This window comes from Streptomyces sp. NPDC086766 (assembly GCF_044746005.1).
Lineage (GTDB): Bacteria > Actinomycetota > Actinomycetes > Streptomycetales > Streptomycetaceae > Streptomyces.
This window is the reverse complement of record NZ_JBIVBI010000020.1, coordinates 22,771-41,952: the sequence shown is the minus strand read 5'-3', so window position 1 is coordinate 41,952 and position 19,182 is coordinate 22,771. Positions and strand designations below refer to the sequence as shown.

At 72.3% G+C, this 19,182-nt stretch carries 15 protein-coding genes; 3 read left to right on the top strand and 12 right to left on the bottom strand.

Annotated features, from left to right (window positions below; genetic code table 11):
- Positions 1-265 precede the first annotated feature (265 nt).
- From ACIPM1_RS28840 to ACIPM1_RS28795, 10 genes are all read right to left on the bottom strand, one after another.
- The gene (locus tag ACIPM1_RS28840) at positions 266-1,189 is read right to left on the bottom strand and encodes a replication-relaxation family protein (RefSeq protein WP_402439502.1); all 924 of its coding nucleotides are present in this window, start codon (positions 1,187-1,189) and stop codon (positions 266-268) included.
- Positions 1,186-3,813, bottom strand: coding sequence for an ATP/GTP-binding protein (locus tag ACIPM1_RS28835; protein WP_402439500.1), 2,628 nt, complete (start codon positions 3,811-3,813; stop codon positions 1,186-1,188). The genes ACIPM1_RS28840 and ACIPM1_RS28835 overlap by 4 nt, the downstream gene beginning before the upstream one ends.
- Positions 3,789-4,181 carry a hypothetical protein gene (locus ACIPM1_RS28830; protein WP_402439499.1) on the bottom strand — a complete coding sequence of 131 codons (393 nt, stop codon included), beginning with the start codon at positions 4,179-4,181 and terminating at the stop codon, positions 3,789-3,791. Before ACIPM1_RS28830 ends, ACIPM1_RS28835 begins: the two co-directional genes overlap by 25 nt.
- 293 nt (positions 4,182-4,474) lie before the next feature.
- Positions 4,475-5,626 carry a C40 family peptidase gene (locus ACIPM1_RS28825; RefSeq protein WP_402439497.1) on the bottom strand — a complete coding sequence of 384 codons (1,152 nt, stop codon included), beginning with the start codon at positions 5,624-5,626 and terminating at the stop codon, positions 4,475-4,477.
- Complete coding sequence (locus ACIPM1_RS28820) at positions 5,623-8,394, bottom strand: hypothetical protein (protein ID WP_402439496.1); 2,772 nt, start codon at positions 8,392-8,394, stop codon at positions 5,623-5,625. Before ACIPM1_RS28820 ends, ACIPM1_RS28825 begins: the two co-directional genes overlap by 4 nt.
- Positions 8,394-8,762: a hypothetical protein gene (locus tag ACIPM1_RS28815; protein WP_402439494.1), complete on the bottom strand. Its 369-nt coding sequence runs from the start codon at positions 8,760-8,762 to the stop codon at positions 8,394-8,396. The genes ACIPM1_RS28820 and ACIPM1_RS28815 overlap by 1 nt, the downstream gene beginning before the upstream one ends.
- A complete protein-coding gene (locus ACIPM1_RS28810; RefSeq protein WP_402439492.1) occupies positions 8,759-11,446 on the bottom strand; it encodes an ATP-binding protein in 2,688 nt (895 codons plus the stop codon). The genes ACIPM1_RS28815 and ACIPM1_RS28810 overlap by 4 nt, the downstream gene beginning before the upstream one ends.
- Positions 11,443-12,000 (bottom strand): hypothetical protein, encoded by a 558-nt coding sequence (locus ACIPM1_RS28805; protein WP_402439605.1) that lies wholly within the window; start codon positions 11,998-12,000, stop codon positions 11,443-11,445. The genes ACIPM1_RS28810 and ACIPM1_RS28805 overlap by 4 nt, the downstream gene beginning before the upstream one ends.
- Before the next feature lie 17 nt (positions 12,001-12,017).
- Complete coding sequence (locus ACIPM1_RS28800; protein WP_402439603.1) at positions 12,018-12,350, bottom strand: hypothetical protein; 333 nt, start codon at positions 12,348-12,350, stop codon at positions 12,018-12,020.
- Positions 12,351-12,355: 5 nt separating this feature from the next.
- On the bottom strand, positions 12,356-13,246 hold the full coding sequence (locus ACIPM1_RS28795; RefSeq protein ID WP_402439490.1) for a conjugal transfer protein: 891 nt from the start codon (positions 13,244-13,246) through the stop codon (positions 12,356-12,358).
- A gap of 1,079 nt (positions 13,247-14,325) precedes the next feature.
- Between ACIPM1_RS28795 and ACIPM1_RS28790 the strand changes: the two genes are divergently transcribed.
- The 3 genes from ACIPM1_RS28790 (at position 14,326) to ACIPM1_RS28780 (ending at position 16,251) form a co-directional block, all read left to right on the top strand.
- Positions 14,326-14,916: a hypothetical protein gene (locus tag ACIPM1_RS28790; protein ID WP_402439488.1), complete on the top strand. Its 591-nt coding sequence runs from the start codon at positions 14,326-14,328 to the stop codon at positions 14,914-14,916.
- A gap of 415 nt (positions 14,917-15,331) precedes the next feature.
- Positions 15,332-15,538, top strand: a complete 207-nt coding sequence (locus tag ACIPM1_RS28785; RefSeq protein WP_402439486.1) for a hypothetical protein — start codon at positions 15,332-15,334, stop codon at positions 15,536-15,538.
- The gene (locus ACIPM1_RS28780) at positions 15,538-16,251 is read left to right on the top strand and encodes a restriction endonuclease (protein ID WP_402439485.1); all 714 of its coding nucleotides are present in this window, start codon (positions 15,538-15,540) and stop codon (positions 16,249-16,251) included. Before ACIPM1_RS28785 ends, ACIPM1_RS28780 begins: the two co-directional genes overlap by 1 nt.
- A 96-nt stretch (positions 16,252-16,347) precedes the next feature.
- Here ACIPM1_RS28780 and ACIPM1_RS28775 read toward each other — a convergent pair whose 3' ends face one another.
- Together ACIPM1_RS28775 and ACIPM1_RS28770 are read right to left on the bottom strand one after the other, a co-directional pair.
- Positions 16,348-17,265: a phosphorothioated DNA-binding restriction endonuclease gene (locus tag ACIPM1_RS28775; RefSeq protein WP_402439483.1), complete on the bottom strand. Its 918-nt coding sequence runs from the start codon at positions 17,263-17,265 to the stop codon at positions 16,348-16,350.
- Positions 17,266-17,749: 484 nt separating this feature from the next.
- Positions 17,750-18,904 carry a restriction endonuclease gene (locus ACIPM1_RS28770; protein ID WP_402439481.1) on the bottom strand — a complete coding sequence of 385 codons (1,155 nt, stop codon included), beginning with the start codon at positions 18,902-18,904 and terminating at the stop codon, positions 17,750-17,752.
- Positions 18,905-19,182: the final 278 nt, after the last annotated feature.

Below are 19,182 nucleotides of genomic sequence, written 5' to 3'. Positions count from 1 at the left end.
TCTCCGGGGTCTGCCACGGTTCCTTGGCTTCCCTCGTCGAGTGCGGGCTGGCGGTTGTCGTGTTCAGCGGGCTGGCTAGTGAAGCTTGCGCAGCAGCTCGAAGCCGGCACGGCAAGAGGCCGGCGCTGGAGCATCGTGACCTAGTTGACGTGGTTTGCGACGGCGCCTGTCTTCGAGGGCTGGGACGGGCCGGTGATGACAGCGGGCGGGCCCGGCCGAGGCGTGCAGCGACCGTTCGAACCTGTGTCGATGTGTTGTTTTGTCTTCAGAGTTCGGTCCATGGGCGGGGGGCTCCGCCTGCCAGGGGTGTCCATATGGGCTGGGTGGGGCCGTGGTCTTCGAGGTCTTCGAGGAGGGCTGCTGCCAGGGGTACGTCGCGGGCGAGCGCGCTGACGTGGGGGTGCTGGGCAGTCATGGCGGCCAGGTCGTCGATGCGGTGCTCAAGGGTGCGCCTGCCCGCGCCGGTGAGGACGAACAGGATGCGGGGGAAGATCGGGTACCAGCGCAGCCAGGGCAGTCCGCCGCCGGCGGGCGGGGCGGGAGTGGGGCGGCGGCCTGTGGTGGGTGGCTGGTAGGTCCACAGGCGGGCATAGTCGATGAGTTTGATGGCGAGGCGTTCGCTGCTCATGGTGGCGCGGTCGACTTCGACGAAGGCGCGCAGTTTGCGGCGCTGTTGGGGGCCGGTGACGGTGTAGTGCATGAGGGCATCGGCGGTCAGGCGTTGGCCGTCGCCGATGGCGTGGGAGACCTCCGGGGTCCAGTCGAGGTGGCCGTGTTCGTGGCCCAGGCGGCGGGCGTCGGTGACGAAGGCCAGGTGGGTGCGCAGGACGGTGAGGGTGTGGGGGGTCTTCAGGGATGCGGCGGTGGTGGAGGTGATCGGATATGGAGGGCGTGAGCGCAGGGCGGGGTGGTCGCGGGTGAGGCGGGCTCCGGCCGCAGTGAGGTACCAGGCGCGGGTGCGGTGGGATTGGGGCAGCACGGTGTAGTGCACCAGGTGGTGGCGGCTCAGCTGGTTGAGGGGGTGGGAGAGGGCCTGCCGGCTGGCGTGGGGGCGCAGCAGGGTCTGGAGTTGGCGGGTGGTGGCCATGCGGTGCTGGGCCAGGGCCAGCAGGATCTGGTGGGGAAGCGGTTCGCTCACGCGGGGGCCGGATGCTGCCGGTTGGAGGGGGGAGGGGTGTGTGGGGGTCATTGGTATCCCTTCTGCTGGTGGCGTTCGGCGGCGGCGTTGCCGGCGGGCGTGGGGCGGGTGAGGAAGCCGTGGACGCGGTCGTGTTGGCCGGCGGCGCGGCGGGTTAGGTCGGCCAGGGGCCGGGCGTGGGCGGTGGCGTGGGCGGCGTCGTGCAGGGCGGGCACCTGGCGGGGGCGGGCGCAGGGGGCGAAGACGTCGTCGAGGTGCGGGCCGGTGATCTTCACTGGGCCGATGCGGCGGCCGTGGACGGTCAGGGATATGTAGTGCTCGAACCGGTGGAGGGCGGCGACTTGGTCGGGGCCGCACCGGTCGCCCCATTCGGCGGTGACGTGGGTGATCGCGGCGGTGGAGCCTGTGGTGGTGGCGAGGGTGGAGGCGTTTTGCAGCAGGGACATCCGCACGGGCGCGGGTAGGCGGGCCAGAAGTTGGGTCATGCCGTGGACGGTGACCTTGTATTTGCGGAAGTCTTCGAACATGGCGGCGATGGTGTCCGGTGCCGCGCCGGTGAGGGTGATCAGTTCGTCGAAGTACAGGCGGAAGGGCCGCCTTTGGTGTTCGGGGGTGTCGCGGCGGGAGCGTACGGCGCGCAGCAGGTCGCGGGCGATGAGCGCGGTGATGAGGCGGTCGGTGGGGCCGGTGCCGGCCGGGCACAGCCAGACGATGAGTCCGTCGTCCATGGCGGTGCGGCTGTGGAAGGCGCCTTGGCCCTGGCCGAGGAAGGCGCGGGTGACGGGGTGGGCGGCCAGCCGGGCGAGGGGGTTGAGGACGACGGCGAAGGCGTCGGCCGTCAGGGTGGGGAAGACTGTCTGCCACCAGCCGGCCGTCTCCTGGTTGAGGCGGTCGGCGACGGTGTTCAGGGCGGCGTGCCGGAAGGCGGGGTCGGCCAGTAGGGACCGCACTTGGAAGACGGTGGCCTGGTCCTGAGGGCGCCGGGCGGCGCAGGCAGCTTCGTTGACGGCCGTGAGCACGGTCAGGCAGCAGGTGAGGATGGTGATGGCCCGCGGCGCGCCGGCGTCGTCCCAGTCCAGGGCGGAGGCGAAGGCGTCGGTGGCTGCCTCGACGACTTCGTGGGCGGCCGGGGCCTGCTGCATGTCCAGCGGGTTCCATGCGCTCAGTTGAGGGTGGGGGCCGTGTGCGTTGAGGTCGATCAGCGCGATGCGCCGCATCAGGGGTTCGTGGGCCAAGAAGGGCGCGGCGCGGGGCCATGAGTCGCGGTGGGGGTCGATGAACATCAGTCCGCCGCCGGCGTGGGCCCAGCCGATCGCCTGGGCGAGGGCGCGTTCGGTTTTGCCGCCGCCGGCCTTGCCGACACCGACTTCGAACAGCGTCTCTGCCGCATGGGTGGCCACCAGCCGTCGCCGGCCGTCGGGGGTGTGGTGGATACCCTGCAGCAGCAGCCCGGGATGGCCGAAGCGGAAGGTCGGCAGATCGCCGGCGAGCAGCGGCAGCCGGCAGTGCACGGTGGGCGGTTTGAGGAGCCCGGTCAGCTCCTCCAGGCGCACCCAGTTCGCGCGTGGCGGCCGGCACCACCCCAGTCGCCAGCGCCGCTCGAAGGAGCGACGGCTGGGCCAGCGGTCCGCTCCCAGCCGCAGCGGCCCCACCCGCACGCCGCGCATGGCCCAGCGTGAGCGGCCGCCGAACACATCGAGTGCGGCCTGCAGTTGCGCCAGACGGGCCTGGGAGCGGCCCTCCTTGTCGGAAGCGCACATCACCAGCAGCTGCGCGCGCACCAGGTGGTCGCCCTCGGCGAGTTTGCCCAGTGCCTGTTCGGGATCTACGCGCCGCGGCACCGGCGGCATGATCAGTCGCCGTCCGCCGGCTGAACCGCCGCGGGCCAGCAGCTGCTGCAGCAGGAAGGGGAGCGTGTCATGGTCGCCGGCCGCGTCGCGCCCGAGGAAGCGGACGGTTCGCGCGGCCTCGCGTTGCTCTCTTTGGCGTGCCTGCCGCAGCAGCTGCGCGCGGTGCCGGCGTAGGGCCCACTGGGGGGCGCGCTGGAGGTCCAGGTGAACTTCTGCGAGATCGCCCAGTTCGGCGCGGACGTCCACGACGGCGTCGATGAGCGGCTGCAGCGGGTCTGGTTCCAGCGGCACCTCGCGCAGCGGCGCCGTGGGCCGGCCGCGTAGGACGAACTCCGCCCGTATGCGGTGGCTGCGCGGCTTGTCGGTGATCGGCCGCGCCTTGGCCACCTCGACACCGGGGCCGAAAGGGGTGATCGACAGCAGGCGTTCGCCGCCGGCTGGTCCTTCGACGCGGTACTGCAGCGGGCTTGAGCCGTCCGCGCGCAGCCGTATCTGCACGGTCTTCGTGCGCCGGGGGGCCCACCACGGCATGGAGGTGGAGGCGCGGGCCAGTTGTACACCGCGCCGGAAGATCTCCTCCAGGCTGGGGTCGAAGTGCGGGGTGGGGGTGAGTTCGAGGGCCATCCGCTGCGCGGACGCCTTCAGCGCCAGTCGGCGTATGACCATTTCGCCCAGCGCCCACACTGCCCCGGCTGCGGCGGTGGGCAGGTACCAGTGGCCATACAGCCAGCCGGCCGCTTCCAGCAGCCGAGCCGCCCCCTGCAGCAGTAACGCGAGCGGCCCGTGCTGGCTGGGCTGCGTCAGATCAGGGGCCGCGCTATCCACGGGGGTTCTCCTTTGCGGGTGCGGGTGAAGTGCAGGTCGGTGACGCGGCCGTCGGTGGGGGTGCCGCCGTGGTCCACAGCGGCCCACACCAGGTGCACCACCGCGCGGTTCGGGCTGCCGTCCTGGCGGGCGACGGCGGCCTGGATCCGCAGGCCGGAGGGCTTGAACGCGGGCGCCGCCGCGCGGCGCCGGCCGCCGAAGACGGTCGGCCACCGGTCGCGGCCGACGCCGGTGGCGTCCGCGCGCAGCAGCGCACATCCGGCGGCCAGCAGCCACCGCTCGTCGGTGGCGGGAAGGTCTGCGGGCCAGGCGGTGTCCAGGCTTCGCTGGATGGCCTCGTCGCCGGCGGGGCCTTCACCGTGCGGCACCGGCACCGTCGTGGGCGGTCTGGCCGGGGGCGGTGGCGCGCCGGTGGTGTGCGCTGCCCGGGGCGCGGGCGGCGGTTGCGGCGTCCTATGGCCGGTGTGGCCTGGCTGCGGCTGCGGCTGCGGCTGCGTTGGTCGGGTCGACCGGTTGGCTTTTTCGGGCTGGTGGATTGGGTCCTGCGGTACGGCCAGCAGACTGGTCCCGCCGGCGGCTAGGAGGACGGCGAGGGCGAGCAGCCGCCGCGGCGACCGCCGCGCCGGTGGTCGGGGAGTGTGGGGTGAGGTGGGCCGGGCAGTCACAGCGGTCGGGCTCCTCCCGCATATCCGGGCATGGTGTCGACGCCGTCCACGCGGACGACGGTGCCGGGCCGGGGCGCGTCGATCATCTGGCCGCCGCCCAGGTAGATGCCGACGTGGTAGATCGTGGCGTCGCGGCCGGGCGCGTAGGCGTAGAAGACGAGGTCCCCTGGCTGCAGGGCACCGGTGCCCAGGCGTGCGGGGATGCGCCGGCCCACGCCGGCTTGGGCGGCAGCGGTGCGCGGCAGACCGATGCCGGCCTGGGCGTAGGCGTAGAGGGTGAGACCGGAGCAGTCGAACCCTCGCACTGCGGCACCGCTCTTGCCGCTCGGAGAGCAGCAGATGCCGTATCCGGCGCCGTGGATGGTGCCGCCGCCCCAGGAGTAGGGGATGCCGCGCTGGGACAGGGCCGCTTCGATGACCGTGCGGACGGGCCCCGTCACCCGCTGCAGGTTCGGGGGGCCGTGGGCGGCCGCGGTGTACTGGTCGATCCAGCCCAGCACGTCGGCGACGTACGCCGTCGAGTGGTTGTACTGGAAGACGGCCGCCTTCAGCTGGTCCCGGTCGGCCAGGTTGCGGCCGCCTCCGCACAGGTAGACGGCGGCGCTCAGGGCGGCGTCGTCGGCGTTGTGCGGGTCGGCGACCTGATCGCCATTGCCGTCTTGGCCGATGCTGTCCCAGGTGGCGGGCATGAACTGGAAGGGGCCGACGGCACGCTCCCCGCGGGCGGTGCCGTCCCATCGGCCGCCGTCGGTGTCGGGGAAGACGGTGGCGTTCCCGCCGGCGCCCGAGCCGTCCAGCAGCGCCCCGTAGATCTTGGGCCGGATGTCGCCGCCTGCGGTGATGCGGTGGCCGGCTGCGTGGTGGGACTCCACCTGCGCGATCCCGGCGAGGACGGGCCAGCGCATGCCGCGGCACTTGGGTGCGTACCGGCCGATGGTGCGGGCGGCGTGCTGGTAAGCGGTGAGCATGCGCGGTGGGATGTCCGCCGCCGTGCCCCCCTCGGCGATGCCGTTGTCGTCTTGTGCATTGTTCAAGGCCGCCAGGGCGCTGATCGCCCCGGTGAGGGGGGCCGTGCAGCACACCGCGGTGAACATCAGCAGCGCCAGGGCACATCCCCACCGTCCGGCGCGGCGGCGTGCGGGCCTCACGCGTCCTCACCGTCCTCGTGAGGCCGGGCATCGTCCCGGGGCGGCTGTTCGGCCTCGGGCGCGGTCCTGCGCAGCAGTTCCTCGAACCGGGCCCGTGCCTGCTCGCGTGCACCACCGCCCGCGCCGCCGCTGGGGGCGGCGGCAGGAGGCTGCGGCGGCCTGCCCTCTCGCCTGCGAAGCCCCCGAGCCGTGCCGCCTGCGGCGCCCCTGTCCGTTGCCCCCGATGCGGATTCCTCCGGGGCGGGCAGGCGGGAGGGCCGGCTGCCGGGCGGCGCGGACGTGCCGGCGCCGCGACCAGCGAGGCCACCGGGGCGGCTCGAGCCACCGGCGCCGCCTGTGCCGTCGGGCGGCTGGGTTCGGGGCCGAAGGGGGACGCGCCGAGGGGGGTCGGGTGGGCGGCGGAGGAACGGGCCGGTGCCGCCCCGGTCGTCGTTGTTCTCCCGCAGGACGCGGGAGATGTGGCGTGCGGTGTCCGTCCAGACGCGGCCGTCTTCACGTACCGTGTGGCCCCATACCCGCACCTGCCGGCGGGCGTCTTGGCTGAAGTCGGTGGCCTGTGTCCGGGCGCGGCGGAGGGTGGCGGGCAGCCCGTAGGTGGCCGCGTAGGCGGCACGGGAGCCTCGGTGCAGGATGCGGTAGCCGCGCAAGCGCACCAGACGGTTGTGTACGCGGGTGGCGGGCAGGGGCCGGTCGCTGGTGGCGTCGTGGAGGATCTCGCCGGAGTCGCGGTCGATGATCTGGCCGCGCTGGTTGCGGTAGCGGTCTGATGGGCCCCGGCCGCCGCTGTACTGGCCGTCCATCGCTCCCGGCCCGCTGCTGCCGTCGCCGCGGTGGCCGGGCTGTCCGCGCCCGATGGCCGGCGGTTCTGTCTCGGGCCGGCGGCCGATCAGCAGCCAGTGCCCGCCCTTGAGGGCGAGCCGGGCGCCGAGGCCGGCGCCGGCCGCTGCGGCGGTGAGGGGTGCCAGGCCGCGCGCGGCTTCGGCGTGTGCGTCGGCGAGGATCCGGCCGGTGTCGGCGGGCATGCCCGCCGGGTCCGTCAGGGAGGTCAGGGCGCGCAGAAGGCGCCTGCGGGTGCCCAGGACCCCGAACCGGCCGCTGCTGTAGGCGCGCAGGCCCCCGACCGGGCCGCCGGCCCCGGTGGGGGAGTTGAGGGCGAGGGCGGCGCCGAGTTCGGAGGTGTCGCCGGGCAGGTGGGTGCCGCCGATTTTCGTGTAGCGCATCCGGAGGGCCATGCGTCGGCCGAAGGAGGCGATGCCGGTGAGGAGTCTGCGGTGTCCAGCCGTGCCGGCGATGGCGAGGACGTCGATGAGCAGGATTCGTTCGACCATCAGGTCCGGGCCGTGGGTGACGGTGGCGTCCACCGCGATGCCGAAGAAGGGGACGAACGCGGCGACGGCGACGACGGCCACGAGGGAGACGCCCCACAGCGACAGCCACTTCCATACCGACTGGCGGGCCGGGCCGGGCAGCATGCCCGCGATGAACGTGATCCCGCCCGCGGCCGCGGCGCCGGCGCAGACGGCCTGGGTGCCGAGCAGGACGATCGCGCTGGACAGCAGCATGCCGCAGAGGTAGAGGGCGGCGATCAGGAGCAGGGCGGCGCCGCCGACGCGCCACCAGGTGGGCTGGGCGGCGTAGGCGGCGCACGAGGCGCCGACCGGCCCGGCCCGTTGGAGGTCCTGCAGGAACGTGGAGAACTGCCGGCCCTCGGGGGTGGTGGTGTCGCTGCTGATGTCGTCCCATGATTGCCCCGGTGTCAGCGCGATGTCCGGGCCGGTGCCGGTGTCGGGGGGCTGGCCGGTGGTGCCGCGGATGCAGTACTTCTTCGCCGCGCCGTGGATCTTGTTGCAGGGCTCGCCCTGGTGGGGCGTGCTGTGGCTGCCGGGCGGGGCGGGCCGATAGCCGCCGGTGACCCATCGCAGGTGGACGGCGTAGGCCTTGCGGTCCTCCGGCTTGGCGGGGTCGAGGATGCGCCCGTACTGCAGCAGCATGTACGGCTTGACGATCAGCGCGTTGGTGAGCGAGTCCTGCAGCGGGCGGGCCACCTGACCGGCGGCCACCGGTTGCTCGCCCTGCTGGGTGCGGCAGTGGGCCTCCTGCCGTCCGGCCATGCCGTCGCACGGACCGGCACTGGCGATCTTGCCGCCCCAGTCGTAGGAGTCCACCGACTCCTTCGACACCGTGGCGGCTACCTGCCGGGCTTGGGCCAGCGGGCCGTCGGCGGCCAGGAGGTAGTCGGGGCGGACGAACGCGGACGCGGCGAGCGCCGCGATCAGCAGCGTCAGGGCCATTTCTCCCAGTCCGCGGCCCACCCGGCCGCGGACCAGCATGAATCCGGTGAACACGAACGCCCACGCCAGGAGCAGCCCCTTCAATCCCAGGGTGTCGACGACCAGGCGGTCGTAGACGTCGGCGACGTGCTGCGCGGGTTGGGCCAGGACCTTCAGCAGGGGGAACCGGTAGGCCACCTCGATCACCCACCCGGCCAGCCCGACCAGCAGCCGGACCAGCGTGAACAGCCCGGAGAGGACGAACGCCAGCGCCTGCGTCTTGAACGAGAGGATCGACCCGCTCTGCGCGGACAGTTCGTACCCGTCGATGGGCACCCCCTCGGAGGAGGTCAGATTCAGCGGGGCGAGCAGGCCTGAGGCCTCGCCGCTACTGCTGCCGGCCGCGTACACGACCTGCGTGTTGACCAGCACGAAGAAAGCGGCGAGCGCGGCGGTGACACCGGCCTGGCGCAGCGTTGCGCGGTCCGGGCGCCGCATCAGCGCCCGCCCCCCTTGGCGGGGCGGCGGCGCCGGACGGCCAGGGCCCCGGCCGCTGCGGCCACCGGCAGCACGGGCCACGCCTGCCGCCACCGGCTATCCCGCGTCACCGGCTGGGCGGTGCCGCGCCGGCAGTAGGCCTTGGCCGGGCCGACGATGGGCCCGCACCGCTCGTCCTGGCCGCGCGGCCGGGGGTGGTGGCCGGCGGGGCGGGGGGTGAAGGCGTGCCCGGTGTGGGGCCACCACCCTGACGGCACGCCTGCGCCTGCGGTGGTGAGGGTGAGGACGGCGGCCGTGACGGCGGCGACGGTGGCCAGGAGCGCCGCCGCGGCGAGAAGCCGGGGGCGGCGGGTGGGGGAGGAGGTCATGAGAGGGGGTCCTTGGCGCGGCCCGCCTGAACGGTGGGGTGCGGGGATGAGGAGCTGGATGCGGTGCGCCGACCGGGGGTGGTGGTGATGGACGCGGCGATGCGGTCGATGCGGGGGATGACGGCCTTGATACGGCCGGTGTTCTGCCGCGGCCCGGTCAACAGGAACTCGCCCTCCCGGCCCGCCTGGCCGACAGGGGACAGGCTGCAGGTCACCAGCCGCACCAGATCGCCGTCGTGGGGGTCGAGGCCGACGAACTCCAGCCCCCGGCGGGCGCGTTCGCGGTCGGTGGTGCGGGCCAGGGCCCGGTAGGCCATCAGGCCGCGGTCCGGGCCGAGTTCGGCAGCGTCGTGGGAGCCGGCGATCAGGCCGGCGCCGTGCTTGCGGCCGTCGTGGAGGATCTCGTGGACCAGGGCGGTGCCTTCGGCCGACGAGGTCAGCCAGTACAGCTCGTCCAACACCACCGCGGTGAAGCGGCCGGGGTCGGTGAAGGCGGTCTGCCGGGCCAAGGCGGCGATCAGGTACAGCACCGCCCGGCCGATCAGGGCCTCCAGCGGCTGCTGGTGCAGTACCTCCGGCTTGTCGTAGGCGGCCTTCGGGGGCAGGGTCAGCCCGGCGGTGGTGATCACGATCAGGTCGCAGGCGTGGGAGGCGTCCAGCCGCAGTGGCGGCAGTGCGGGATCGAACACCATGGCCGCAAGGGGATTGCCGGCCACGACCCGGATCAGGCCGGCCAGCGTGGCGGCCGCGTCGGCCCGCCGTCCCGCCCCGGAGCCGGCCGTCTCCTCCAGGGCCTCCACCACGCGCTGCATGGACGGCGCACGGTCGGCGGCGGCCTGCTCGACGGCGTGGTGCAGGACCTCGCCGCCGGTGCTCATGGGGCCGATGCCCAACTGGAGGGTGAGGTAGGACAGGGCATAGTGGCGGCCCTGAGAGCCGTCGAAGATGCGCAGGGGGTCGATGGAGACCTCGGCCCGGGCGGCGTCGACGATCTGGCAGCGCCCCCTGGCGGCGGTACGGGCGAAGGCGGCCCACTCCCGCACGGGCGTGCGGTCGATGCAGATCGCGCGGCCGCCGCGCGCCCACACCGCCTCCGCGACCAGTTTCTGCATCACGCTCTTGCCGGCGCCGAGGTCTCCGACGATGCCCATGGAAGCGGACGCGTCCTGCTTCGGCGCGTCCGCCACGTTGACCATCACGGGGCGGGTGGTGCCGCAGTCCAGATCGATGCCGAGGAACATGCCGGCCGGGTCGCCGACCTCGCTGACGGTGAAAGCTCCGGACAGGGCCCAGTCTTCGGAGAGCTGATGCTGGGTGAACTCCCGCACCGCACCCGTCCGGGCGGTGCCGGGCAGGGTGAGGGTGAACAGGGCGTGTTGCAGGCCGGCGGGGCGCACGGCGCGGTAGTCGGCAGCCGACAGCAGTGCGGCCAGCGCGCGGGCGCGGGCCTCGCAGACGTCCGCGGTCGGCCCCCACACGGTCAGGACGGTCACCGACTGCACCTCGACCTCGACCGAGGTCCGTGCCAGACGGGCGTCCAGCTCGCCCAGATCACGGGCCGCCTCGGTCAGGGAGGCGGGCATGCCGGTGGGGCGGGCGTCGTACTGGTCGGCCTGGTCGATCAGTTCGTTCTTCTTGCGCCGCACCTGCCCGCGGGCCTTCTCTGCGGGGACCAGGTGCAGGTCGACGGTGTAGTCGACGGGAAAGTCCAGGGCTTCGAGCTGGGCGAACAGGTCGGCGGCGTCCTGACGGACCGCGGGCGGGCACTCGGCCAGCGCAAGCTGCGCCTGGTAGCCCATCCCGTTTTCGGACTCCACCTGCAGCCAGCGCCGCCCGAGCGGGGAGGAGCCCTTGCCGCGCCACCACCCCGTATGGTCCGGCCGCCCGGTGCGGGGTGCACCGCCCACCTCGTCCGGGTTGTCGTCGGCTGCGGGTCCGGTGCCGCCTTCCTGCAGGCGGACCTGGCCCAGGTCGGCGTAGCTGGGGGAGCGCAGCACCCCCGCCCTCACCTGCCCGCCGTACAGGTCGCTGTCCTCGGCCTCGGCCAGCAGCGGCTCCGCCAGACCGCGGTGCAGGGCGTGCTGGACCATCCAGACGATCTCCGCCGGGCGGGCCGGCCGGAACGGCACCCCGCCGGCCAACGCAGCCTCCACCCGAAGCGCGCGCTGGCGACAGGCGCGCACCTCACGCCAGGCCACCGGCCCGGCCCGCATCCCCAGCAGCCCGGCCAGCTCCGCCCACACCGCACCCATCTGCGCCGCCACCTGCACGCCGCCCGTCTCGGCCTGCAGCGGCACCGCCAGCCACAGCGTGCGCTGGTGCATCTCTTGCCCGTCGAGGAGATCCAGGGTGGCCTCGACGTTCTCCACCCACGGATGCGGCCCCTCCTCGGGGGCGGCTGCGGCGGCAGGTTCGATCCCGTCGATCATGCGCAGGGCGATCTCGCCCGGATCGGTCTGCGCACACAGCCCGAACAGGCGCGGCGAGCCGGACAGGGAGCGGATGAGATGCGCGGTCTTCGCCAGTTGTTCGTCGCGGACCGCAGCCGGCACGTAGGTGCCCTGGACGGTGTCCTGCCGGCGGCCCTCCTGGTCCGGCCCGGGGTGGAGCCGGTAGACGGCCCACACACTGCCCTGCACCGACCACACCAGATGCCCGGCGATATGACGGATCGGCACCCTCATCGCCCCTCCTCCGCTCGCCCGTCTGCCGCCGGCCACCGCACACCCGCCCCCGGCTCCGGCGGCGTGACGGCGGTGCTCACCGCCTGGCGGCGCGCGCCGCCATGTCGCGCAGGGCCGGCGGAGAACCGCCCGGCGCCGGCCGGTCCGGCTGCGGCGGTGGGAGCAGGCGCAGCCCCACCGGCCGGGGCGGGCGCGGCTTCCAGGGTGAAACCGCCGGTCAGGGTGCGCGGCGCCCGGTCGCGGGCGGCACGCCCGCCGATGCGTCCTCCGACCGGCTGGCAGGCCAGCAGGATCCAGCCCAGCGCCGCCGGCAGCACCGCACGGCCCGCGATGGTCGGCCTGCGGACCGTCCAGATCGCCAGGATCCAGGCGGCGAGGGGGAGAGGCCCCAGCCACGACCACCAGCCGATCGTCTTGACCAGCAGGAAGCCGCCGCCGACGGCGAGAACGATCTGGGCGGGGGTGTAGGGGCCCAGCGGGATGCGCCAGTCGCCCACCTTCCCCAGGACCCAGGGATGACGGCGCGCGGCCGTGTAGAACCGGCCCACCCGCACAGAAGAGGGGCCCGCGCTCACACCACACCCCCCGCACCGGCCCCGCCGGCCCCGAGGCCGGCGGTGTCCGCGGGGTGGAGGCGGGAGATCGCGGGCGCGCCGTGGGCGGGGTTGTTCACCTCGTCGGTGAACCTCTGCGCCAGGTCCTCGCGGGAGTTGTACAGCCCGAGCGCGACGACCATCAGCAGCAGCGCGCCGATTCCGGCCTTCAGGCTGAACTTCTGGACCATGATGATGACCACCAGGCAGACCAGACCGGCCTGCAGCCCCTTGGTCGCCCACTCCCGGAGCATGGTGATCCACGCGTCGCCGAGGTCGTTGAGCTGCCCGGCGAGCATCAGACTGTGCATCGCCCTCACGGCCGGCCCCCTTCTCCCGCAGTGCCGTTTTCGAGGGAGGCGACGTCCCACCGGCCCGAGCGGGCGGTCAGCGTCAGCTCGTACGCCAGCGGCCACCGCCCCTCCTCGTCGCGCGCCTCGATGACGGCGCGCACGTGTACGTGGCTGCCGTCGCCCGGAGCGGCACCGCTCGCGGCGGCCTCTTCGACGGCCTGGAGCCCGTGCACGGTGACCGCGGTGTAGGGGGCGGGAGTGACCGGCGGCAGCGACACCCCGGGCGCGAGATAGCGGTCCACCTCACCGGCCCCGGTCAGGTAGGCGGCGAGGAACTGCCCGATAGCGGAGGACAGATCGCTGCCGGAGGCCACGGTCACCGCGTACGCCGACTTCACCGTCCCGGCCCGCTTCGGGCCGGCCACCACGCCGGGCACGCCGGTCACCGTGTACGCGCCACTGGTGCTGTCGGCGTCCAGGGGGACGACGTAATAGCGCACCTGCCCATCGGCGTACTGCGCAGCCACTGTCACGGCCCACGCCCCGCTGTCGCGCCGCGCACTGCGCACTGCGGTGACCGACTCAAGCCGTGGCTGCGCATCGGCGGCCGGAGCGGGCAGATCGACGTCCGGCGCGAGCGAGTGCGCAAGCCGTGCCTGCGCACTCGTGGGGTCGTCGGCGTCGCTGCGCAGCCAGGCGTCGACGAACATCTGCGCATAGCCCGACGGGTCGGCCGCGGCGGCCGCGGTGTGCACAGCGGCCGGCGTGGTCGAGGAGGTGGCCGCGACGGTGGCGGGGCCGGACATCACAGCGACGCCGAGGGCGACGGGCCCTGCCGCAATCGCGGTGAACAGAGCCAGGCGCGACAGGCGCACGCGCCGCCGCATCCGCTCCAGCCGGGCGCCTGCGGCCATCGCAGGGGCAGCTTTGCTCTCCGCGGCCTGTTTGCCAGGAGACATAGTCGAACTCCCAAGTCAGAAGGTGTACTTGCTGACCTTGAGGAAATCCGCAGGCCCCGACCCGACCACCGACCGTGAAGACCCGACCATGGTCACGATGGGGGCACAAAACCCGCGGTCGCAGGCATGGTCGGGCCGACCAGCCCCGACCACGGGTCGGGCCAGGAGCCGAAAGCGGCGAAGACGGCACGGGCTGCCACAGACGCAACCGTGCGCGGCGATCCTGGGACAGCACAGGCGTGAGGCCGCCGGATCGGTCGGCCGGACCACCCCCTTCTACGGGGGGCAGGCCGGTTGCGCTGACTCCGCCGCGTGCGCAGTCCACGGCCGAAGCGCGCCTTCGCTGTGCACTGCCGGCCGCACAGGCTCCCTGGGACCCCGCGCCAGTGGCGCAGCCGCCTGAGCAAGCCGCCGCCGAAGTCGCATCTCCGACCGGAACGCCCGTCGGGGTGGCACCTCATGGTCGGCCCGACCATGCGACCGACCACGGCGGCCCAACACACGTGTTGTCCGATCGTGACCCGTGGCCGGGCGGTATGGACGTCAGCCTGGTCGGGGGTGCCGGATGAGCTGACGGCATGGATGTCGCGCACGTCGTGTCAGCAGGCACCCTCATGCCAACCCCATGCCTGCCCGGTCACCGCAACAGTCTCAGCGCCGCCCGGGACGTTCATGGTGCGCGGGGATCGCCATGGGCCGCTTCGGGGCGGGCACGTGCTGCCCAGGCCTCCCGCTACCCGCGCCGCCCCCGGCTTTCACCGACGCACGCCCTGGCAGAACAAGCCCTCCGCAGGGTCTCGTGGCCGGGGGACGTTCACCGCCCGCACCGTGTCTCCGGCCTTGCCCTACCGAGACCGCACCGCGTGCGTCGGCTGCGGCGCTTCCTCAACCGCTGCCAGGTGAAGAGCTCTTCCTGGCCTGCCCGGACTTGACTGCCCCGGCATGCCTGCCCGGCCCACCGCCGCAGACGCCCCCGACGGCAGCTTGCACCTCCTGCACCACCGCATCGCCCCGACCTACGGAAGGAACCAACCGTGAACGGGCCGAAGAACCCACCAATCCGGGAAGAACATGCACGCGTGCTCGATGGCCAGGCTGCCCGCCGCAGCGCGGGCATGTCCCTGTACCTGCTGTTCGCGCATGAGCCGTACTATCCGCTGCCCGCCCGGGAAATCAACACCTCTGTCGTTGCCGCAGCCTGCCTGCTCCATCCCCACGTGAAGCAGCCTGACGGGATAGGCATCTACGAGCACTTGACCCGCGGCCGACGACCGGGCGAAATTGTTCCGCTGGCCACCCTCACCCAGGAACTGGGCGGCGGCGCCCATTGGCCCGAGGTCGGCGACTGGGAGCTGGTGGTGGCCGACCTCGTCCGGCTCATCCGCACCGAAGGCTGCGACGCGCTCAGCCTGGGCCTGCCTTCCCTTGCGCGCGCCCTGCTGTGCAGCGGCCCCGACAGCACAGTTCGCGTCGTTGACCCCGTCACCCAGAAGTCCACGTCTTACGGCCCCCGGGATCGCCAAGCAGTCTTGGCTCAGATACGCGGGCACCTCGCGCGGGCTGAGATGGGCGGTGCCCTCAGCCCCGGTGACGATCTGCTCAACCCGCCCAGGACCAGGCCGTGAAACGGTGAACCTACTGCGCGGGCCCAGCGTGTCCGTGTACAGCACCTGTGCGGCAGTCCGGCTGCCGCTCACCAGACCAATCAGAGGGCGCGTCGAACATGCTGCTCTTTGGGCCAATACTGCTGAGGCGACCGAGGAGAGTGAGGACTCAGCGGCGTCGACGTATGGCCTTTGCACCTGCCTGTGGTGGCGCAGCCGACTGCCTCAGTCCCGGGGAGATGATAAGCGCAGGTGAAGAGGCCGACGACCGGTGGATTCGAACACCGCGCCCACAAGGCGGGGCGTGCGGCGCGATACTGCTGTTCCTCCGGGCGCACCTGTGATCACTTCAGCGGTTTTGTCAGTGTCCGCTGCTACATCAATTCCGAGTGTGCAGGCCGCAGTCGGCGGCCCGCCGCGATGCGGCTAGGAGTTTATGGTGGCGAAGGTGCCTGAGGGATATCACGTGGTGCGCCGGCACATCCGACGCAATCCGCGCCCCGGCGGGAAGAAGCTCAGCGGCTGGATGATCGCCGGGTTGATTGCGGGGGTGTGGTTATGGAGCCAGCTGTTCGGCCTCGGCGAAGCGGCCACCCCTCAGACGCCGCAGACTCCCCGCCCTTCGGCGTCGGTAGGTCGCTGATGGGCCGCGCGCGGCTCCGACTGCGTGCCCCGCGGGGCCGGGGCGAACAGTTGGCGGCGGCCGTGGTGGGGGCGGCCGTGGGGTGGATGCTGTTGAGGACGGCTGCCGTGGCGGGTCAGGTAGCGCTGCGCGCGTGGCCGTTGACGGTGACCGTCCTGGCTGCCGTTGTGGGCTACGGGGTGTGGCGGATGGCGCAGGCCGCCGGTGAGCGGCGGACGAGGGCGCTGATGCGCGCCCGACTGCGGATCACCCTGGAGGAGTTCGATGCCATGGACGATCGGCAGTTCGAGTACGCCCTGCGGGACCTGCTGATCCGAGACGGTTTCCACGCGCGGCAAGTCGGCCGCGCCGGCGACCAGGGCGCCGACGTCATCGCCCAACACCGGCGCCTGGGCCGCATGGTGATCCAAGCAAAACACACCACGGTCGCAGCCCGCGTCGGCTCCCATGTGATGTACCAGGTGAAAGGAACCGCCGGTCCCGTGCACCGCGCCGACATCGCCGTCGTTGTCACCAACGGCCGCATCACGCGCGATGCCAGAACCTGGGGTGATCGGCACCAGGTTTACTGGGTCGACCGGGACCGGCTCGGGCAGTGGGCTCAAGACGGCATCCCGCTGCCCCAACTGCTGCGGCTGCCTGCCGGGCGGGGGCGCAGGAGGGGTGCCCGCCTGGCTCGAGGCACTGCGACCTCCACATCCGCAGCGGGCTGAGCGCGCAAAGGGCAGCCTCCGATGCCTTCGGCGCTCGGCGCGCTTGCCGACCCCCGCGGGGGTGGGTGAAGACATGCAGGGCTCAAGGCATCCCGCTCACGCTGTGCCGGCGTGCTTGAACACCTGGTCGTGATGCCAGCGGACGTACTCCCGGCCGGGGGCGGGGTGGCCGGGGCGAGGCGCAGTGAGGGGGTGCTGATGCAGAGCGTCAACGGTGCCTCCAGCGTGGCTGCGGGCGACGTACAGTCGCGAGACGCTGATGCGCAGGTCGTCGGTCAGGCCCAGGACGCCGAGGTCGAAAAGGGTGTGGTGCAGGGCGCACAGGGCGAGCGCGTTGGTGAGGGCGTCGGGTCCGTCTTGGCTGTGCCAGCGGATGTGCGCGGCTTCCAGGCCGACCGGGTTGCGGCCGAGCATGCCGTCGTACCCGCAGAACGCGCACGCGTAGGCGTAGGCGCGCAAGACCTCCTCGGCGAAACCCGCTCGCCGGGCACGGCGCGCCGGGGTGACCGGCTCGCGTGCCGCGCTGTCGAGCAGGGTCGGCTCCAAGCCGAGGGCAGCACATAGAGATGGCTGCAGGTTGGGCGTGAAGTGCTGATCCAGCAGCAGCCGCACGGCTGCGGCCAGCGTGGCGGGATCCGTCAGCAGCCCCTCTATGTCGGACTGCAACCTGCCGTGGGCGCCTGCCGCGCGGAGCCGGGCACCACGCTCGGGCACATCCGGGCCCAGCTTGTTGCCGGCACTGTCGTGCAGTTCCCACAGGGTGCGCTCGAGATGCACGAAGGGCATTGCAGCACGTTCGCGGGCCCGGGACGGGCTGGCGAGGGCGGGCCCGAAGTCGTTGATGAGCCGGCTGACCGGCTCTTCGGCCTCCTCATACGACACCGCACTCGTGCCGCAGATGTGGAAGCGGGCGAGCAGCCACAGCAGCAGCAAGGGCTTGTGCGGGGCCCTGCGCAGGCCTATCTGCGCGCGCCGAAGCCGCGTCAGATGCGACATCAGATCTTCCGGACTCACGCCCCACACCCTGTCACGGCTCCCAGAATGCCCGGCCGCCTGGCCGGCATTGCGGTGGAGGAGTGGGGCGTGGAAGGTTCCTGGTCTGCCTGGTTCGGACTCGCAGTTCCCGCAGACGACCCTGTGGTGAGTCTCAGACCGCTTGGTGCTGTGGTGTTGTGGCGGCAGGCGCGCCACGGTGCACCACTGACTCCGCGGGTCTCGCAGACCCTCGGAGTCTGTTGGGCCAGTGAAGCTGCGCCATCTTGAAGTGGCCGGTCAGCAGGGGTGGTGTGACCCCGTTTCGGGCTGCCCGTACTGGTCGCGGGCGGCAGTCTGGGGTGTAGATCGTCTGGCAGGGCGGTTTTGCCGATGAGTTCACCGTCCTCGAACGGTCTACCCAGCGACACGACCGTTCTCGACAGGAGTGCTATGTCCCGTGCCGAAGGGGTGCGGTCTGTGCGGGCGGGTCGGGTCGGGGAGGGTGGTGGGGCTTGGGGCTCCTCTATGGGAGGCGGGTGTCGGCTGCGGCCAGCAGTTCGTGGGCGGCTGCGTTGACCGGCTCGATGGCGCCCTGGTAGTCGAAGCGGAACAGGAGTGTCCCGCTGGTCTGGGCCCAAGTGCGTGCTTGGGGGGTGTAGCCGGCGAGGGAGAAGAAGACGCCGGTTTTGCCTTCGTGGACGGCAACGCCGTGCAGCTGCTGCACTATGGGCCGGCCTGTGGGCTTGCCTTCCATTTTGACCTGGGCCACGGCGCGGGCGCTGACGACGTCGATACCACCGTCCGCGCCGACAGGCGTAGCTGCCGCGTCGTCGAAGCCGAAATAGCGCATCCATTCCACGGCGATCAGCTCGGCGTCCCGGGCTTCACGGATCAGCCGCTCCGTTGGCCGCCTCTCCGGCACGGTGGCCTTGCGGCGTGACGAAGCGGCGAGCCTGCGGGCCTCCACAGCGACGCGCAGCACATGGTTGTTACTGAAGGTGAAGTAGCGCGCGCCGGAGGCGAGATAGCCGTGCTCGCCGGTGTGCACCTCGGGGTCGTCATCGCGATAGACGATGCCCTTGTCCTTCACCACCAGTGCTTTGTCGGTGATGATGGCCAGCAGCGGGGCCCCGCGAAGAGTGTCCGCCTCCTGGACCGTCAGTGCGAGGATCCGCTCGTCGGCGGCGACGTGGGCTCGTGCCAGCTTGGTGAACTGCACCGTGAGCGGTAGCGGGTCCCAGGGGCGGAGTCGTTTCATGCAGGCAGCAACCGCATCCTCGACTGTCGACCCCAGCGGCGGCAGTTCCTGCAGCAGTTGCTTGGCATCCTGTTCGATGTCCCGAACGGGCGGCTTTGCCACACCCCTGGTGGTGGCATCCCGCTCGACGGCAGCGATGGCACGCCGGTCCGCAGCCGCCAGCCGGGCGGCCGGGGTATTGGCCATGACCACGACCACGGCCAGCGCTATGAGCGAAAACACCCCGAACACAGTCCACGAGGTGAAGATCACTCCCGCCACGATGGCGACCACCACGGCGGAGCAGCCGACGGCGGGGATGCTCACCCCGGTGCGACCGTCCGGCAGGCACTGCCCGCCGCCCGCCCGCTGATGCCGAGGCAGCCCCTGGCGCGTCGCCACCACCTGCTGACCACACAAAGGACACACCAACCTGGCCATCCGCCCACCCCCCCCGGTGCACCGCGTGCTCGTTGATCATCTCTCCCCGGCCTGGAGATTAACAGCGCTCCCCACAGCGCCATAGCCTTCGCCGCTCAGAGACTTCCTGCTCCGCACCAGGAGGGTTGATCACCGTCCTGGCAGGATGGCTCTCGAGGCGAACCAGCAGAGCGCACAAAAAGCCGTGTCGCATCCGCTGGCCGGCTGCCGGTGGCAGTACGCCACGAAGTGTCTCCCGACGCGGAGTCGCAGAGCGCGATCTTCACCGGCGACGTGAA